The sequence below is a fragment of the Denitratimonas tolerans genome (assembly GCF_037203605.1).
Lineage (GTDB): Bacteria > Pseudomonadota > Gammaproteobacteria > Xanthomonadales > Xanthomonadaceae > Denitratimonas > Denitratimonas tolerans.
Map to the genome: position 1 here is coordinate 169,331 of NZ_JBBDHC010000002.1, position 15,932 is coordinate 185,262.

The 15,932-nt window shown below is 69.8% G+C and carries 12 protein-coding genes; 1 reads left to right on the forward strand and 11 read right to left on the reverse strand.

The features are described 5' to 3' along the window. Nucleotides 1–2 precede the first annotated feature (2 nt). From gspM to gspG, 7 genes are all read right to left on the reverse strand, one after another. Nucleotides 3–488, reverse strand: a complete 486-nt coding sequence (gspM, locus tag WB794_RS02025) for a type II secretion system protein GspM (protein ID WP_337334173.1) — start codon at nt 486–488, stop codon at nt 3–5. Next, nucleotides 485–1,663: a type II secretion system protein GspL gene (gene gspL / locus WB794_RS02030; protein WP_337334174.1), complete on the reverse strand. Its 1,179-nt coding sequence runs from the start codon at nt 1,661–1,663 to the stop codon at nt 485–487. The genes gspM and gspL overlap by 4 nt, the downstream gene beginning before the upstream one ends. Before the next feature lie 71 nt (nt 1,664–1,734). Next, entirely contained in the window at nt 1,735–2,658 is a 924-nt protein-coding gene (gspK, locus tag WB794_RS02035; RefSeq protein WP_337334175.1) for a type II secretion system minor pseudopilin GspK, read from the reverse strand. Further along, nucleotides 2,655–3,260 (reverse strand): type II secretion system minor pseudopilin GspJ, encoded by a 606-nt coding sequence (gene gspJ / locus WB794_RS02040; protein ID WP_337334176.1) that lies wholly within the window; start codon nt 3,258–3,260, stop codon nt 2,655–2,657. The genes gspK and gspJ overlap by 4 nt, the downstream gene beginning before the upstream one ends. A gap of 38 nt (nt 3,261–3,298) precedes the next feature. Then, nucleotides 3,299–3,757, reverse strand: a complete 459-nt coding sequence (gspI, locus tag WB794_RS02045) for a type II secretion system minor pseudopilin GspI (protein WP_337334177.1) — start codon at nt 3,755–3,757, stop codon at nt 3,299–3,301. Beyond that, nucleotides 3,747–4,259: a type II secretion system minor pseudopilin GspH gene (gspH, locus tag WB794_RS02050; protein WP_337334178.1), complete on the reverse strand. Its 513-nt coding sequence runs from the start codon at nt 4,257–4,259 to the stop codon at nt 3,747–3,749. Before gspH ends, gspI begins: the two co-directional genes overlap by 11 nt. A gap of 25 nt (nt 4,260–4,284) precedes the next feature. After that, the gene (gspG, locus tag WB794_RS02055; protein ID WP_337334179.1) at nt 4,285–4,752 is read right to left on the reverse strand and encodes a type II secretion system major pseudopilin GspG; all 468 of its coding nucleotides are present in this window, start codon (nt 4,750–4,752) and stop codon (nt 4,285–4,287) included. Nucleotides 4,753–4,857: 105 nt separating this feature from the next. On the opposite strand from gspG, the gene WB794_RS02060 reads away from it, so the two are divergent. After that, nucleotides 4,858–5,628: a 16S rRNA (uracil(1498)-N(3))-methyltransferase gene (locus WB794_RS02060; RefSeq protein ID WP_337334180.1), complete on the forward strand. Its 771-nt coding sequence runs from the start codon at nt 4,858–4,860 to the stop codon at nt 5,626–5,628. An 85-nt stretch (nt 5,629–5,713) separates the two neighbouring features. Here the strand turns inward: WB794_RS02060 and WB794_RS02065 are convergent, their stop codons facing one another. From WB794_RS02065 to WB794_RS02080, 4 genes are read right to left on the reverse strand one after another with little or no spacing between them, the layout of a single operon-like run. Next, on the reverse strand, nt 5,714–6,193 hold the full coding sequence (locus tag WB794_RS02065) for a chemotaxis protein CheW (RefSeq protein ID WP_337334181.1): 480 nt from the start codon (nt 6,191–6,193) through the stop codon (nt 5,714–5,716). Nucleotides 6,194–6,206: 13 nt separating this feature from the next. Beyond that, nucleotides 6,207–8,288, reverse strand: coding sequence for a chemotaxis protein CheB (locus WB794_RS02070; protein WP_337334182.1), 2,082 nt, complete (start codon nt 8,286–8,288; stop codon nt 6,207–6,209). Then, nucleotides 8,272–15,063, reverse strand: coding sequence for a hybrid sensor histidine kinase/response regulator (locus WB794_RS02075; protein ID WP_337334183.1), 6,792 nt, complete (start codon nt 15,061–15,063; stop codon nt 8,272–8,274). Before WB794_RS02075 ends, WB794_RS02070 begins: the two co-directional genes overlap by 17 nt. After that, the gene (locus tag WB794_RS02080; protein WP_337334184.1) at nt 15,060–15,908 is read right to left on the reverse strand and encodes a CheR family methyltransferase; all 849 of its coding nucleotides are present in this window, start codon (nt 15,906–15,908) and stop codon (nt 15,060–15,062) included. The genes WB794_RS02075 and WB794_RS02080 overlap by 4 nt, the downstream gene beginning before the upstream one ends. Between the last annotated feature and the right edge of the window lie 24 nt (nt 15,909–15,932).

The following is a 15,932-nucleotide window of genomic DNA, read 5'->3' on the forward strand; positions in this document are numbered from 1 at the left end:
CCTCAACCTCCTGGGCGTTCAAGCACGACCCGCGCATCGACGCGCCCGACGCCGGTGCTGCGCGTGGCGCTGAAATCGCTGATCGAAATCCCCTGCCCGGCCTGCAGCGCAGCCAGCCAGTCGACCAGGGCATCAAATCCCGCGCCTTCGAAATAGACCCGCACCTGCGCGGCGCTGACCGGCTCCACGCGCAGCAGCGCCTCGCCGACGCCCGAAGCGCGCGCGGTGGCATCCACCAGCGCCAGCAGGGAACGCCCGTCGCGCGCGGGGGTAGCGGTGGCATCACGCAGCTGCGGCACCACGGCGCGCAGGTAAGCCAGATCATTGGCGGCCGCCGTGGTGCGCAAGCGCGCCGCATCACGCGCCTCGCGCAGCGGCTCCCACGCCAGCAGCCACAGCGCGATGAGGAGGAGCGCGCCGGCACCCATCGCAAGGACGCGGCGGTCGCGCGTCGCAAGGCCTTCCCAGAACTGCCGCAGCGCGTTCATCGGCCGCCCTCGCGGACGCGCAGCTTGCCCTCGACTCCGCTGCTGCCCGGCGTCATCGCGGTCAGCTCGGCGGCAAGGCCGAGGGAGGCCATGCGCTCGCGCAGTTCGTCGAGCGTGGCCACGTCGCCGCCGCGCAGGGTGAGATCGAGCGTGCCGGCGCGGTATTCCAACCCGTCCAGGGTGTAGCGGCCGCTGCCCGAGAGCAGCGGCGCGATGCGCGCCAGGAGGCCCAGGACGCCCTCGCCGCGCGCTGCGCCGCCGCGACGCGCAAGCTCTGCGGCCACCTGCGCGCGTGGATCGACCACGCGCTGCACGTCGGGCAGTGCCTCGCGCAGGAGGGTTTCCATCTGCGCGCGCTGGCTGGCATGGAGGCGGTCGAGCTGCCAGCGTTCGACCGCCATCGAGGTCATGCCCAGCAGCACGCCGGCAGCCGCCAGGATCGCCGCCCAGGCCCAGCCGCGACCGGGGTTCGCGCGCGCATCCTGCGGACGATAGTCACCGACCAGGAGATTGCTCTGGTCAAGGTCCAGCGTCGCCAGGCGCGTTGCCAGCCAGACCGGCACATCGACCGCCGTGTGCTCGATCCCCGCCGGCCACGAGATCGAGGCATCGACGCTGCGGCCCAGAATCTGCAAGGGTGCGGTCGCGCCGGAGTCCGCGAACAGCGCCAGCCAGCCCGCGACCTCTTCCACCCTCCCGGCCAGCACGCCACCGCGCGCGTGGCGCAGCGTCGCGCAGTCGCCGTCGAGCAGCAGCACGGGACCGGTGCCCTGCGGCAGCAGCAGGCTTTCGGGGACGAGACAGTCGGCCCGCACGCCGTGGCGGGAAAGCAGCGCCAGCCACGCCTCCATGCGCGCGCGCGCGGCGGCAAGCGCCAGCACGGTCTCGGGCCGACCGTCGTCGAACGCGGCCACATGGCACTGTTCGACCGGCTCGCCGAGCTGATCCTCGATGGCGAACGGCAGGCCGCGCTCGAGCTGGCGGCGCTGGCGCGCGATGCGCGGTGCCTCCAGCAGGAGCACCTCGGCGCTGGGCACGAGCACCACGGTATCGCCCTGCGGCGCGTGCGGCGGGAATCCCGGCGTCGGCCCCGCCAGAACCCGCCCGGCGCGATCCAGCGCCAGCCACTGGGCGCGTTCATCGTCGAGGATTCGGATCAGGTGGCGATGGGGCATGGCAGGCTCGATGCAATCCGGTCGATTCTAGCCGCAGTCACCGCACCTGCGCTGCAGGCGTCGCGCCGCCATCACAGCCGGCCGCGGGCGCGGGCGATCACCTCGACGCGGCCCGGACGCCGGTGCAGCAGGCTGGAATAGAGGAAGGGAATGCCGTCCGCAATGACCTGGGCTTCCAGGATGAACCACTCGGTTCCCACGGCGTAGCCGGCCAGCGGAACCGGCGGCAGGCCGATCTGGGCCAGCTCGCGCTGCACTTCGTCGGTCGATGCGTAGTTGGCCTGCCCGTCGCGCGCCAGGCGCTCGGCCATGGAGGGCGTCATCGCCTCCGACAGGCTCATCCACAGCGCCGGACTGGCGAAGTTGAGGTTGATCGGCGCGGCGGCGGGCAGCGCGCACACTTCCGGTGCAAGCAGCGCATAGACCTCGGGCGTGACGCCCGGCAACAGGCGCAGTTCCGACACGTGGACGAAGGGCTGGTTGGCCGCGCGCTGCGGCGGCTGGCGCGCCAGGTAGGCCGCGTCCTCGGCACCGCGCGAGCGCGGGATGGCGTCGGCGTCGATCCAGTCGGCGACCTGTTCGGCGATGGCCGGATCAAGCCGCAGCGCGCGCAGCAGCCGTTCGAAGCGCGCAATCGCACCGGCATCGTCGGCATCGCCGGGATGCAGGCTGTTGAGGTTGAAGCAGCCGCCCTGGTCGCGCAGGCGGCCGAAGATGCGCACGCCGGGCAGGTCGATCGGCGGCATGTCCTGGGCCCAGGGATCCTCGCGGCTGTCGATGCCCGGAGCATCGCTGGCGTCCTGCAGCAGCACCGCGCCGGCCCAGCCTTCGACCCCGCGCATCAGCTCCCAGCCCTGCGCCGCGCGCTGGCTGTTGCGGGTTCGCGCAAGCGTCGCCTCGCTGCGATCCAGCAGGGCGGCGATCAGCACCGTGGCCAGCGCCACCACCAGCACCGCGGCCAGCAGGGCCACGCCGCGCTGTCGCCGCGCGCTCACGGGGCCGGCTCCGCGGGCAGTTCGAGCACCCGTTCGATCTCGCCGAAACCTTCGACCTCAAGCCGCAGGCGCAGCGCGCGCGGCAGGACGCCGAACGCGCCATTCAGCGGCGGCCACTGGCGATGCTCGCGGCCGCGATCATCCAGAAACACCAGCTCCAGCGAATCCACCCCGTCAAGCAGGCGGTCCTCGATCGGCTGCGTGCCGGCGGCGCGGTCGAGCACCGCCCAGCGCTGGCGCAGCAGATCGCCGTCGCGCCGGATCCAGGCCACGCGTTCAAGCTCGGAGCGCGGCAGCGCCAGCGGATTGGCGTGGCCGTAACGGGTCAGCTCCATGCGCTGGGCGCTACCCTCGAACGCCGGTCGCATTCCGCCATAGGCGTCGCGCACCCCGCGCCGCGCCGCGGTGATCACGTCGCGCTCGATCAGGCCGACGGCAAACTGCAGCCGCCCCAGGCGCGCGGTGACCTGGGTCGACTGCTCCTGCGCCTGTACCAGCGCGCGCAGCCCGCCCCAGGCCAGCGCCGAGGCCACGGCGAACAACGCCACGGCGACCAGCATTTCCAGCAGGCTGAAGCCGCGATGGACGGCCGTGAGCGGCACCGCACGGTGCAGGCACGATCGGAAAGGCGCGCGCCGCATCAGGGCTGGTTCGCAAAGGCGGTGAGGCGTGCCGCGACGCCATTGCGCGCGTCGCCTTCGGCGGCCACCACGGTGACGTCCATGCGGCGCACGCGGACTTCCTGCGTGGGTTCGACGTCCAGGGTCCAGCGCCAGCGCTGTCCGCCCATGCGCATCTCGCCGCTGCTGCGACCGACGGCGGGAAACGGCGCGCGCAGCCGCGCATCGGCCACGACGTTGGTGGCCACCCACTGCGCCAAAGTACCGTCGCGCAACTGCGCCTGGGCGCGTGCGTCCAGACCCGCCAGGCGCACCATCGCGACCAGCGCGAGCGCCAGCAGCAGCAGCGCCACGAGCACTTCGAGCAGGGTGAAACCACCGGCGGCGACCGGCGATCGAGGCTGCCGGATCGCTGCGCGCGCTGCCGACGCGCGGCGCGGCGTGTGGCACATATCGCGCGGACGCGCTTCAGCGATCACGGCGCACCCGGATCAGGGTCAGCGTGCCGTCGAGTGCGCCCTGAAGCTGCCAGGGCTGCGCCACGTCGGCGCGATCGATGCGCAGCACGAACGGGGTCATCTCGCCGGAAGAGAAACAGCCGAAGCTCGGCTCGCGCCCGGACTCGTCGCCAAGCACCAGATCGAGGCCGTCGCGCTGGGCCGAAATCAGCAGCTCGCGCCCGAGCGGCCGGGCGCGCAGCTCGTCGGCGCCGCCCTCGCCCAGCGGCCGCCAGCCGTCGATCTCGACGTAGCCGAAGCGCAGGCCGTCGCGCACCGCGTCAAACCCGATGTCGCGCCCGCCGATGACGGCGCGCTCGCAGGCCAGCCGCACCAGCCGCTCGGCCCGGCGCGCGGCGTTTTCCACCTCGCGCTCGCCGCTGCCGCCGATCGACAGGACCGCGCCCGTCACCGCGATGCCGACGATCACCAGCACCACGAGGATTTCGATCAGCGAAAAACCGGTCGACCCGTGCGCGGGCACGGGCGCGCGTCGCGCGTGGGTCGAATCAGTTGTCCCAGCTGGCGATATCGGCATTCTCGCCCTCGCCGCCGGGCTGGCCGTCGGCCCCCAGCGAATACAGGTCGAAATCGCCGCGCTGGCCGGGGCTCAGGTACGCATAGTCGCGTCCCCACGGATCCTTGGGCAGGCGGTCGATGTAGCCGCCGGCCTTCCAGTTGCGCGCCTCGGGCAGGCCGCCGGGCTGGCTCACCAGCGCCTCCAGTCCCTGGTTGGTGCTGGGGTAGGTGAAGTTGTCGAGGCGATACATGTTGAGCGCGGTGGACAGCGCCTGGATGTCGGCGCGCGCCTTCACCTGGCGCGCCTCGCCGGGCTTGTCGAAGAACTTGGGCACCACGAAGGCCGCCAGGATGCCGAGGATCACGACGACCACGAGCACCTCGATCAGGGTGAAGCCGCGCATGCGCGATTCGGCGCGGGTGCGGCGTGATGTGGTGGAGCGGCGAATCGGAAGCATGGAGTAACCCTGGCCGGCGTGCGTTCGCCCGGATTCTAGCCGACCGTGGCAAGCAGCGTCGCCCGGCAGGCATCATGTCGGCATGGATTCCGAAGGACGCGCACCATGCGCCTGACCCGCTGCTTCATCGACGCACCGCTCTCGCCCGGTGCCATCCTCGCGCTGCCCGATACCGCCGCCGCCCACCTCACCCGCGCGCTGCGGCTGGGGCCGGGCGCGCGCTTCGCGCTGTTCAACGGTGACGGGCACGACTACGAAGCGGAGCTGGCGCAGGTCGACAGGCGCGGTGCCAGCGCCGAGGTCATCGCGGCGCGCCGCGTCGACAGCGAGTCGCCGCTGACGCTGGTGCTGGCCCAGGCCGTGGCGCGCGGGGAAAAGATGGATTTCGTGCTGCAGAAGGCTGCGGAACTGGGCGCGGCAGGCATCGTGCCGCTCGTCACCGAGCGCACCGAAGTCAGGCTCGACGCAGAGCGCGGCGAGAAGCGTCGCGCGCACTGGCAAGGCATCCTTGCCGCGGCCTGCGAACAGTGCGGCCGCGCGCGCCTGCCGGCGCTGGGGCCGGTGGCGACGCTGGCGAACTGGCTCGTCGGCGCGCCCGCGCCAGGGCTGGATGCGCGCAGCGATTCGCCCGACCAGCGCCTGCCGCTGTTCTACCTGGATCCGGATGCGGAAACGACGCTGCGCGACCTGCCGGAGGCCGCACGCGCCGGTGCCTGCTTCGTCATCGGGCCGGAAGGCGGGCTGGGCGAGCGGGATCTGGCGCTGCTGCGCGCCAGCGGCGCGATCGGCATCAGGCTCGGGCCGCGCGTGCTGCGGACCGAAACCGCGGGACTGGCCCTGCTGGCCGCGATGCAGGCGCTGTACGGGGATTTCTGATGGGGATCACGCCGCTGCGCGAATGTCGCTCGGGCGATGGGCGGACGCGAAAATCCGGCACACCGCCCGACGAGACGGGCTGGACTCAGGCCACCGCGGTCGAATCGATCTCGGCAATGCGCGCTTCGATGGCCGCCAGATCCGGGATGACCGCCTCTTCGTCGCGCAGCATGACGCGCATCAGCACGCCTTCTGCGGGCGCATCGTCATCACCGCTGTCACGCGCCAGCGCATCGTGCGATACCGTGACCAGGCGCGGGAAGCCCTGGGTCAGCATGGCAAAGTATGAATGGCGCGGATTGCCGCCCAGGGCCTTGAGCACCACGACCTTGGCACCGAATTCGCTCTCGTGCTCGGCCGAACCGATCATGCGGGCATAGGAGATGACCGGCAGGCGCCAGCCGCGCCAGCGAATGCGACCCAGCATCCAGGCCGGTGCCCCGTCCACCGGGTCGGGCGGCGAATAGGTGATCACCTCGGCCACTGTCGCGTTGGGCAGCAGTGCCCGTGCGCCGGTGACGGCGATCATGACGCCTCGGATGTCCTGCGAGACTACGGTGCTCATCCCTGCAACTCCCTCAGCGCGCCACGCGCGCAACGCAACGCTGTGCCAGCTCGCGCGGCGAACCGGTGAATTCGACCACGCCGCGGGCGCGCGCACCGTCCACCATCGAACTGACCACGCAGGACTCCGGATCCTGTGCCCAGACCTCACCGCCCTTGGTGGTGAGGTAGGCCGCACCTTCCACGGCGTCGCCCGCCATGCCGCTGAAGATGATGGCCGTGGCCTTGCTGCCGAAGCGATCGGCCACGTCCTGCAACACGGTGTCGATCGACGGCGTGTAGCGCGGCGGTTTTTCGTGCGGACGGGCGACCACGCTGCCGTCGGCTTCCAGCACGACGTGCTCGGTCGCGGGAATGACGAGCACCTCGCCCTTCTTCGCGGGCACTGCTGCCGATGCGATCCGGACCAGCAGCGCGGAGGCCTTCTGCAACTGCTGGGCGAGGCGTTCGAAATAGCCCGACTCCAGGTGCTGCACCAGCAGGAATACCGCCGGCAGATTGGCCGGAAGCTCGGACAGGAAGATTCGCACGGCATCCGGCCCGCCGATCGAAGCTCCCAGGACGAACACGTGGCCGAGCGGGCTGGCATCGGCTGCGGTAGCGGCCGTCGCGGTGTCCACCGCGCTGGCGGGAGCCTCCACGAGACCCATGGCGACCATCAGCGGATCAACCTCTTCCTCTTCGATCGGTTCCAGGCTGAACTTGTCGAGATCGCCGAAATCATAGGTCGGCTTTGCCTCGGCTCCGGTGGCGGAGTCCGATTCGGCCAGCGTGACCCCCTCGTCCAGCGATGCCAGCGCCAGCTCCAGTCCACCACCGGCGACCGGCACACGCGCGGCGCTCGCCGGTTCCGCATTCGCCGCCGCGACCGGCGCAGACGCGTCGATGCCGGCAGGCGCATCGAAGGCGGAAAAATCCAGCTCCTCCAAGGCGGCTCCGTTGTCCGTGGTCTCGAATGCATCCAGCTGCGCCGCAAGGGCCGCAACCTCGTCGTCCAGCGCGCCGGCCGAATCCGCGTCGTTCTCGCCTGCGCCGTCGTCCAGGCTCCAAGCTTCGGCATCGAAGCCCATCCCGGGTGCCGCCGCATCTTCCTGCGCCGTGGATTCCCGGGAGGCCGGATCGGCGAATTCAATGCTCCCGGAATGTTCCGGGCCGCCCCGATCGCCTGTTCCATCGGATCGGGAGCCGTCCTGCCCGACGGCCGGAGCAGGCGCGTCCGACGGCGCTTCCTCACCGAAATCCCAGTTGAACTCCGCGAGCTCTTCGGTCGCGGCGAGCACCATCTCGGCGTCGGGCGACGAAGTCTCGCGCGCCGGTGCCTCGGCATCGAGAGCGAGCGCCCGTTCGATCTGCGCGTCGCCCAAGGCTTCATCCGCCAGCACCGCCGCATCGACCGCGCCAGGCGTGGGCGCAAGCAGCTCGGGCGCGGGCGCATCCGCCAGGCTCAGGGCGTCTGAAAGCAGGTCGAAATCAATGTCCAGCGCCGCGCCCGCGCCCTGCGGCGGCTCGCGCGCACCCGCCGGCGCTGCGGTGAATTCCTCGCTGAATTCCCCGGTATCGGCACGCGAAAGCTCCGGCACCTCGGGCAGCGCATCAACGGGAACCGTTCCGGAGATGTCGAGGGCCTCGTCGATGAAAGGGGTCACGTCCGGCTCGGGGACCAGCTCGGCCGGTGTCGGAACGGCACCGGGATCGGGGAAAAGCGACACGGGCTCGCGCAGGCGCCCGGCCCCTTCCGGCACGGGCGGCATGGTTTCGCCGTGACCCAGGACCTTGGCGGCAAGATGCCGCGCCCAGCGCGCCAGATCCCAGCCTTCCAGCGAGCGACTGACATCCGCGTCGTTGAACACGACGTTGATTTCGGGGTCGTCGAGCACGGCCTGCAGGTGGTCCAGGGTGTCGTCCAGCCCTTCCTCCAGGTTGACAATCACCACGTTGAGTGCGCCGCCCAGCGCGCTCGGACCGGGCGCGGCGGAAGGCTCACCCTCGAAGGCGATGGAGGCACCGAGCTCCTGCAGCGCATCGCGCAGCTGGCGGCGCGCGCCGTCATCCCGGCCCAGGAGAGCGACCCGGCAGGACTCAGCCGAGATCGCCACGGTGCACCTTCAGGATTTCGTCCACATTGCGCATCAGGTCCGCCTCTTGGTACGGCTTGCCGAGGTAGCGATCAACGCCGATCTCGAACGCGCGCTGGCGATGCTTTTCGCCGGTGCGCGAGGTGATCATGATGATCGGGATGCCGCGCAGGCGCACATCGTTGCGGATGTGCGTCGCCAGCTCGTAGCCGTCCATGCGCGGCATCTCGATGTCGAGCAGCATCACGTCCGGCACCCGTTCGGTCAGTTTCTCGATGGCGTCGACGCCGTCCTTCGCGGTGAGCACCTCGTAGCCATGGCGCTCCAGCACGCGGCCGGTGACCTTGCGCATCGTGATCGAGTCGTCCACCACCATGACCAGCGGAACGCGGCTGACGGGTGCGGCCGGTGCCGCTTCGACCACCCCACCGTCGAGGTGCATGGCGGTGTAGCGACGCACCAGCGGCGCGACGTCGAGAATCACGATGACGCGGCCATCGCCCATGATGGTGGCACCGAAGATGCCGGGAATCGAACTGACCTGGGCACCCACCGGCTTGACCACGATCTCGCGGCTGCCGATGACGTGATCCACGCAGATCGCGGCGCGCTGGTCGCCGGAACGGGCCAGCAGCAGCGGCACCTGCAGGCTGCCCTCGGCGCGGACCGGAGCCTGCCCCAGCAGGCGGCCCAGGTCATGGATCACATAGTCCTCGCCCGCGTAGACGAAGCGGGGCGCGCCTGTGGCGAGCTGTGCGTCCAGTTCGCTGCGATCGATGCGCGCCACGCCCTGAACCGAGGCAATCGGCACGGCGAAGGAGGTTTCGCCCTGCTGCACGAACACCGCCTGCGTCACCGCCAGGGTGAAGGGCAGCCGCACCGTGAACACGGTTCCCTTGCCGCGCTCGGACTCGATGGTCAGCGAACCGCCGAGCTGGCGGATTTCGCTGTGAACCACGTCCATGCCGACGCCGCGGCCGGCGATCTTGCTGACCGTGGATGCGGTGGAAAAACCGGACTCCAGGATGAAGGCGTACAGCGCCTGGTCGGTGATGGTGGCGGTGGGAGCCAGCAGGCCGCGCTCGATCGCCTTGCGGCGGATCGCATCGCGGTCCAGGCCACGTCCGTCATCGGCCACCTTGATGACCACTTCGGAGCCTTCGCGCATCACCGCGATGCGGACCGTGCCCTCTTCCGGCTTGCCGACGGCGCGGCGCTCCTCCGGCGTCTCCAGTCCGTGGGCGAGCCCGTTGCGCAGCATGTGCTCCAACGGCGCGGTCATGCGATCGAGCACGCTGCGGTCCATTTCGCCCTGCGCACCCTCGACCCGCAGCTGCGCCTTCTTGCCCAGCTCCGAAGCGGTCTGGCGAATGATGCGGCGCATGCGCGGCACGAGCGAATCGAACGGCACCATGCGGGTGCGCATCAGGCCTTCCTGCAGGTCCGAGCTCACGCGCGACTGCTGCAGCAGGAGGGTCTCGTACTGGCGCGTGTGGTCTTCCAGCGTGCCCTGCAGGTTGACCAGGTCGGCGGCAGACTCGGACAGCGCGCGGGAAAGCTGCTGCAGGGTCGAGAAGCGGTCCAGCTCCAGCGGGTCGAACGCCTCCCTGCCGCCGGCCTCCACCTCGCGCTGGTAGCGCGCGACGATCTGCGCCTCGGTCTCGATTTCCAGCTTGCGCAGCTGGCCGCGCAGACGCTCGTTGGTCTGCTCCATTTCCGCCAGGTTGGCGTGGAACAGGCCCAGCTGCTGTTCCAGTCGGGCGCGGTAGATCGCGACTTCACCGGCGTAGTTGACCAGGCGGTCGAGCAGGTCGGCGCGGATGCGGATCTGCTCCTGCGGCGCGCGAACGCTGACGTCCTCTTCGTCCAGCGCCGTGGGTGCCAGTTCGACACTGGGAGCGGCTACGGCCTCCTCGGCGGTCCACTCCGTCGCGGTCGCCGGGGTTTCGGTTTCGGTTTCGACCTCAGTTGCGGTCACGACATCGGCAGCGATCGGCGGCTGCGCCGCTTCCAGGGCTTCGACGGCCACCGCGGCATCCTCGACGGCACCCGGCACCAGCTCCGGTTCCTCGCCGCGCGCCAGCATGTCCACGCGCTGGATCAGGAGCACGGGCGAAGCGATGGCCTGTCGCGATGCGACGCGCGCGGTCATGCGGTTGAGTCGATCGAACGCAAGCTCCAGCACATCGATGCCGTGGCGCGGCAGCGCGCGCTTCCCTTCCGCCACGATCTCCAGCAGGCTTTCCATCACGTGCCCGAGGTCGCCGATGGCATACAGACCCGCCATGCGCGCACCGCCCTTGAGGGTGTGCAGGTCGCGCTGCAGGGCAACGACAAGCTCCTGATCGGTCGGCGTTTCGCGCAGGCGTGCCATCAGCCCGTCGGAGTGGTCGAGGATGTCGGTCGCTTCCTCGCCGAAGATGTCGAGCAGTTCCTCGTCCATGTCCGCAATGCGCAGCGGCTGGTCGGGATCCGGGTCCGCGGTATCGAGACCGGCGATGAACCATGCCGCCAGCATGGTCTGCTTCGGATCGGCAGAGGACGTCCTTTCCGCGCGCGCTGCGGCTTCTTCGACGACGCGGTCATCGGCCTGCGCAGGCGCGGCTTCCGGTTCCAGCGCGTCGGCAGGTTCCTCGATCTGCGCGCCGTCCCAGATCGGCTCGTCGATCAGCGCATCGATGTATTCCTCTTCCGCCTCCAGCGCGGCCGATCCGGTCTCGGCAAACGCATCCAGCGGCGCGGCAGCCGCCTCGTCGCCAAAAGGCACCGGCACGCGCACGCCCGGCGCGACATCCCATTCCGGGGCGATTTCCTCGCCCGGAACCTGCGTCGCTTCGACAGGTTCGGCGGCATTCCCGTCAGGCATCCCGAGCAAAAGCTCGGCGTCAACGTCTTCGTCTTCGGCGACGGGCACCGGGATCGGCGCATCGACCGTATCCGATGACACCTCAGGCGCGGGCTCATCATCCAGATGATCGAAGAAGGCATCCGCGGACACGATCCCGGCGTGCGCCGGATCGCTGGCCTCGGTCGGGGCGAGGTCCACCGTCTCGATGTCCACGCCAGGCGTGCTCGCTGCGGCCGGCACCTGCGCCGCCGCTTCGTCCGCCAGCCACTGGCGAATCAGATCGTCCACGCCGGTTTCGGGTGCCGACGCGGACTCCGCGGCTTCTGCCGTCGTGGCCTCGGCACTGGCCTCATCGCCGGATTCAGCTGCCTCGTCCGCCAGGCTCACCGATTCCAGCATGGCCTCTTCCGGCACGTCGAACTCCGGTTCGGAGAACTCCATCTCGACGACTTCAAGGCCCGCGTCGATTTCCGCTGCTGCCGGCAGCTCCGACGGCATCTCGATCAACTCGGACCACTCGACCGCTTCGCCCGCTGCCGGCTCCCCGGCAGCGAGTTCCTCGACCTCCAGGCTCGGCGCGGGCGGTTCCGCAGCGGCGGGCTCGTCGATTTCGGCGGCGGCCATGTCTTCGATGTTCCAGACCGGGAACTCGTCGCTGGCTGGCGGTGCGGCGGCCGCTGCATCCGCGTCGGCGGGTGCGTCAGCCATCGGAATGCTGACCACGCTGGTGAGATCGGCCTGGACATCCAGGCCATCGAAGTCCAGCGTTTCGTCCAGGACGGTCTCCGGACCCTCGGCCGCGGCGTCCACGGGCGGCACCTCGTCCACAACAGGCGCGGCGATCTCCTCCGATGTGAACTGCGACCACGGTTCGAGCGACACGGCGCTGCTCAATTCCGGGGCCTCGCTGGTGATTTCTTCGTGCGTCGGCACCGGCGCGAACGGACTCGGCGTGTCGGGCAGCGTGTCGCGCTCGATGGAAAGCCGGGCGGCAAGCTCCCGCAGCGACGTCAGTCGCGGCGGCCGGGCCTCCAGTTCGACCAGCACCTGGCGCAACGCGCGGGTCGAGTCCATGAGTACCGCGCGTCCCTGCTCGGAAAGCGTCAGTCCGTTGGACAGCGCGCGCTTGAGGTAGTGCTCGAGCGGCGAGGTGATTTCGGTGACCAGGGGCAGCTCGGTCATCGCGAACGCGCCGTTCATCGTATGCACCGCACGCACCACCGCTTCATCGAGCGGCTGTGCCGGCTGTGCCAGCCAGGCTTCGATCGTGTCGAGATGCCCGGAGACTTCGGGCTGCAGGATCTCGAAAAGTACCGGGTCGATGGTGGCGACCTCGATGCGATCGTCACGGGCTTCTTCAATGCTCTCGAAGGCAGCTTCCGCGGAAATTTCCTCCTGCGGCGGTGCGATGGCATCCTGCGCCCCGGCGACGGGCGGGCCGGTGACCCCGGACACGGCGGTCGCGTCGACTTCGGACACGGCCGGGACGTCTTCGTGCGTCGGTTCGGGCATCGCAGGCGGCGCGACGGGCGTCGGGACGTAGTGGACCTGCTCGCCGGCCGCCAGCCGGTCGGCCACGGATTTGATCGCATCCAGATCGGTGCGAACGCTGCGCTCACCGCGCAGCGCGGCGTGAATTTCCGGCAGCACGTCAAACGCCGCCTCGACCAGCGAGGTCACCGCGGGCGTTGCGGAAATGGTGTGGTCGAGCACGCGGTTGAGCATGTTCTCGATCTTCCACGCGAATTCGCCCAGGGTGAGCGCGCCGACGAGGCGGCCGCTGCCCTTGAGGGTATGGAACACGCGTCGGATCGACTTGAGCTGGTCGAGGTCGCCGGGGGCCTGCATCCAGATCGGCAGCAGCTGCCCGAGGTTCTCGATTTCCTCCTGCACCTCTTCGACGAAGACCTCGCGGATCTCCTCGTCGATCTCCTCCGAGGCGGCCTCGAAGCCTCCGGTGATGGGGCCGCTCTCCGGTTCGGAGGCGACCTCTGCCGGTACCGGTGCCGGTGCCGGCGGCACCTTCCCGGATGCGGCGTCGGCCGGCGTCGCCGCATCCGGCATCGGCGCGATGGGCTGCACCTCCACCGTATCCGCGTCGTCCCGTGCCGGCGATGCCGCAACGTCATCCTCGGAAACGCGCGCATCCGGCACTGCGGGAACGATTGCGTCCGAGACCGGTTCAGGCGCGGAATCCCGAGGCGACGGCTCGATGGCGTCCTGCGGCGCCGCGACGGCGACTTCCGGGACCGGCCAGTAGCCCAGTTTCTCCAGGCTGCCGTGCGCCGTCAGCAGGATGCGATCGCGGCCGGGGCGCTGCTCTGCCTGGGCTTCGAGGAAATACTCGAGGCTGGCAAGGGCGTCAGCGAGCGTCTCCATCTGCGCGACATCGGGCACGAGCCGCTTTTCCAGCAGCTCGCGCCGGGTGAACTGTGCAATGGCTTCCAGATAGCCCGCCGGTTCGAGCAACTCGACGATCCGCAGCACGCCCGCGACCTGGCTGAGAAGATCCGGTGCGGCCTCGAGCTGTGCGGCATCCCAACTCGATTCGATGTAGCCGACAAAGCAATCCTTGGCGCGGGTGAAATTGACCTGAGCCTCTTTCACCAGCGCCTGCATCACGCGGCGCGTCTCGATCGCCGGAAGCCGGGTCGCAGCCTCGGCGCGCTCGCCCGTGGGCACGCCGCCCAGATGCTGAACCTGGTCGTCCAGCGACGCCTCGACGTACAGCAGCGCGCCCGCGATATCCAGCAGGGCGGACTCATCGGCCGCACGCGAGCCGTCGGTGATGGCCCGCACGGCATCGCGCTGCTCCTGCACCACGCGTCGCGCAACCCCGAGGCCAAGCATGCCCAGGGTGTCGGAAACCCGCTCCAGCACCTCGACCTGGTTGGCAAGCTGTGCCGCTTCCGCCTCCGGATTGCGCAGGTGCAGATCCAGCGCGTCCTTGACCCGCAGCAGGTCATCCTTGATCGCGCCTGCGACGGTGTCCAGCAGCGAGCGATTGTGCCCGGTCAGGCTGCTGCGAGCGTGTTCGACTTCTTCCTCGCTCGGCAGGAGGTCCTCCAGGCCGAAAACCTCGCGCATCTCGCCGATCCGGCCATGCTCGGTGGGCGCATGGGCCACGAAGTAAAGCAGGTTGCGGGTGAGCTCGTGCGGCGGGTCGGTCCTGAAGCTGCGCTCGCCAGAATCGGCCAGCCGCTTGATCTCCCGCTCCACCTTGCCGATCGTCTGCTTGAGCTGAAGGCTCGGCTCAAAAGCCTTGGCCCGCAGCGCCTCCAGCACGCCGGCCGCGACCCAGAACAGGCGGCGCGCCTCGAGCTCGGCGGTCTGCGCGATGAGTTTGTCCAAGGTGTCGGTCAGGCGCGCCAGGTTGCCGTCGACGTCGTCGTTGCGGAACCACTTGAGCAGCGCCAGCTGGAACTGGGCGCGCAGCGGTTCGGCCCTCGCGCGAAGCTCGGCTTCGGGTAGCGGCTGCGCCGGCCCGCCGGCACCGACCGGCAGTTCACGCCCCAGGTTGGGCGTGAAGAGCGCAATCTCCGACAGGCCCTTCTCGCCCCGCGCCGTGCGCAGGTCGTTGAGCAGCGGCAGGAGAACGATCGGGATGTCCTTGTGGCCGGTCTGCAGTCGCTCCAGGTAATCGGGCAGCTGCATGATGCCGCGCATGAGCACGCTGTAGGCCTCGTCGCGATCCGCGATCTGCCCGTCCAGCAGCGCCCCGGCCAGGCTCTCCATCTCCTCGGTCACCATGGCCGCACCGTACAGCTCGACCATGCGCAAGGTGCCCTGCACCTGATGCAGGTAGGTGGCGCAGAAGCGCATTTGGCTGACGTCGGAGGGATCCTCGACGTAGGCCTCAAGGGCTTGCCGAGCCTGCTTCAGGGTCTCGTCGAGTTCGCCCTTGACCCAGGCCAGCGTGGTGAAGTCGATGTCGTCTTGCGGCCTCATGCCTGGGTCTCTTTCGTATTCCGGAGGTAAGCCAGCGTCTGCGGCCCGCCGGTCCGGCGCATCTGCGGGTGGCTCCAGCCGGGCGCTTCGCCCGGGCCGAGCACCAGAAGACCGTTGGGTTGGAGCAGTTCCACCAGGGCATCGAGCATTTCGCCCCGGCGTTCGCGTGCAAAATAGATCAGCACGTTCTGGCAGTAGATGATGTCGAGCTTGCGCAGCGGCGCGCGTGACGCATGCAGCAGGTTGACGCAGGCAAAGCCGACGCGCTTGCGCAGGCGATCGCAGATGCGGAAGTTCTCGCCATCGTCAAGCGCCTCGACCTGCGCCCGGTAGGCGGTCGGGATTTCGCTGATCCGGCGCATCGGGTATTCGCCGGCCCGCGCCACGGCCAGTGCGGCCTGGCTGACGTCGGTGGCGGTGACCCCGAAGCGCCGCTCAGGTGCACTTCGCGACAGCTCGGCATCCACCACCATGGCGAGCGAGAAGGCCTCCTCCCCGGTGGAACAGCCGATCGAAAGCGCATGCAGCGAGGCGTCCGCACCGGCGGCATCCAGCCAGCGCGGCAGCCATTCCTCGCGGATCAGGGCGAGCGACGGCGGGTGGCGGAAGAAATGGGTTTCATGGACGGTGAGGTGATCGACCAGGGAGGCCCACTCGACCGCCCCGCGCGCTCCCTTGACAAGCTCGTCGTAATACGTCTGGAACCCGGTATGGCCGGTTTCGCGCATGCGCCGGCGCAGGCCCGTTTCCAGAAAAGGCTTGCGCTCGGGCGGCACGATGACGCCGGTGCGCGCCTCGAGCAGGCGCACCCACCGGTCGAACTCGGCATCGTCCAGTGCACGCATGCCGATTGCCGATGCCGATGTGGC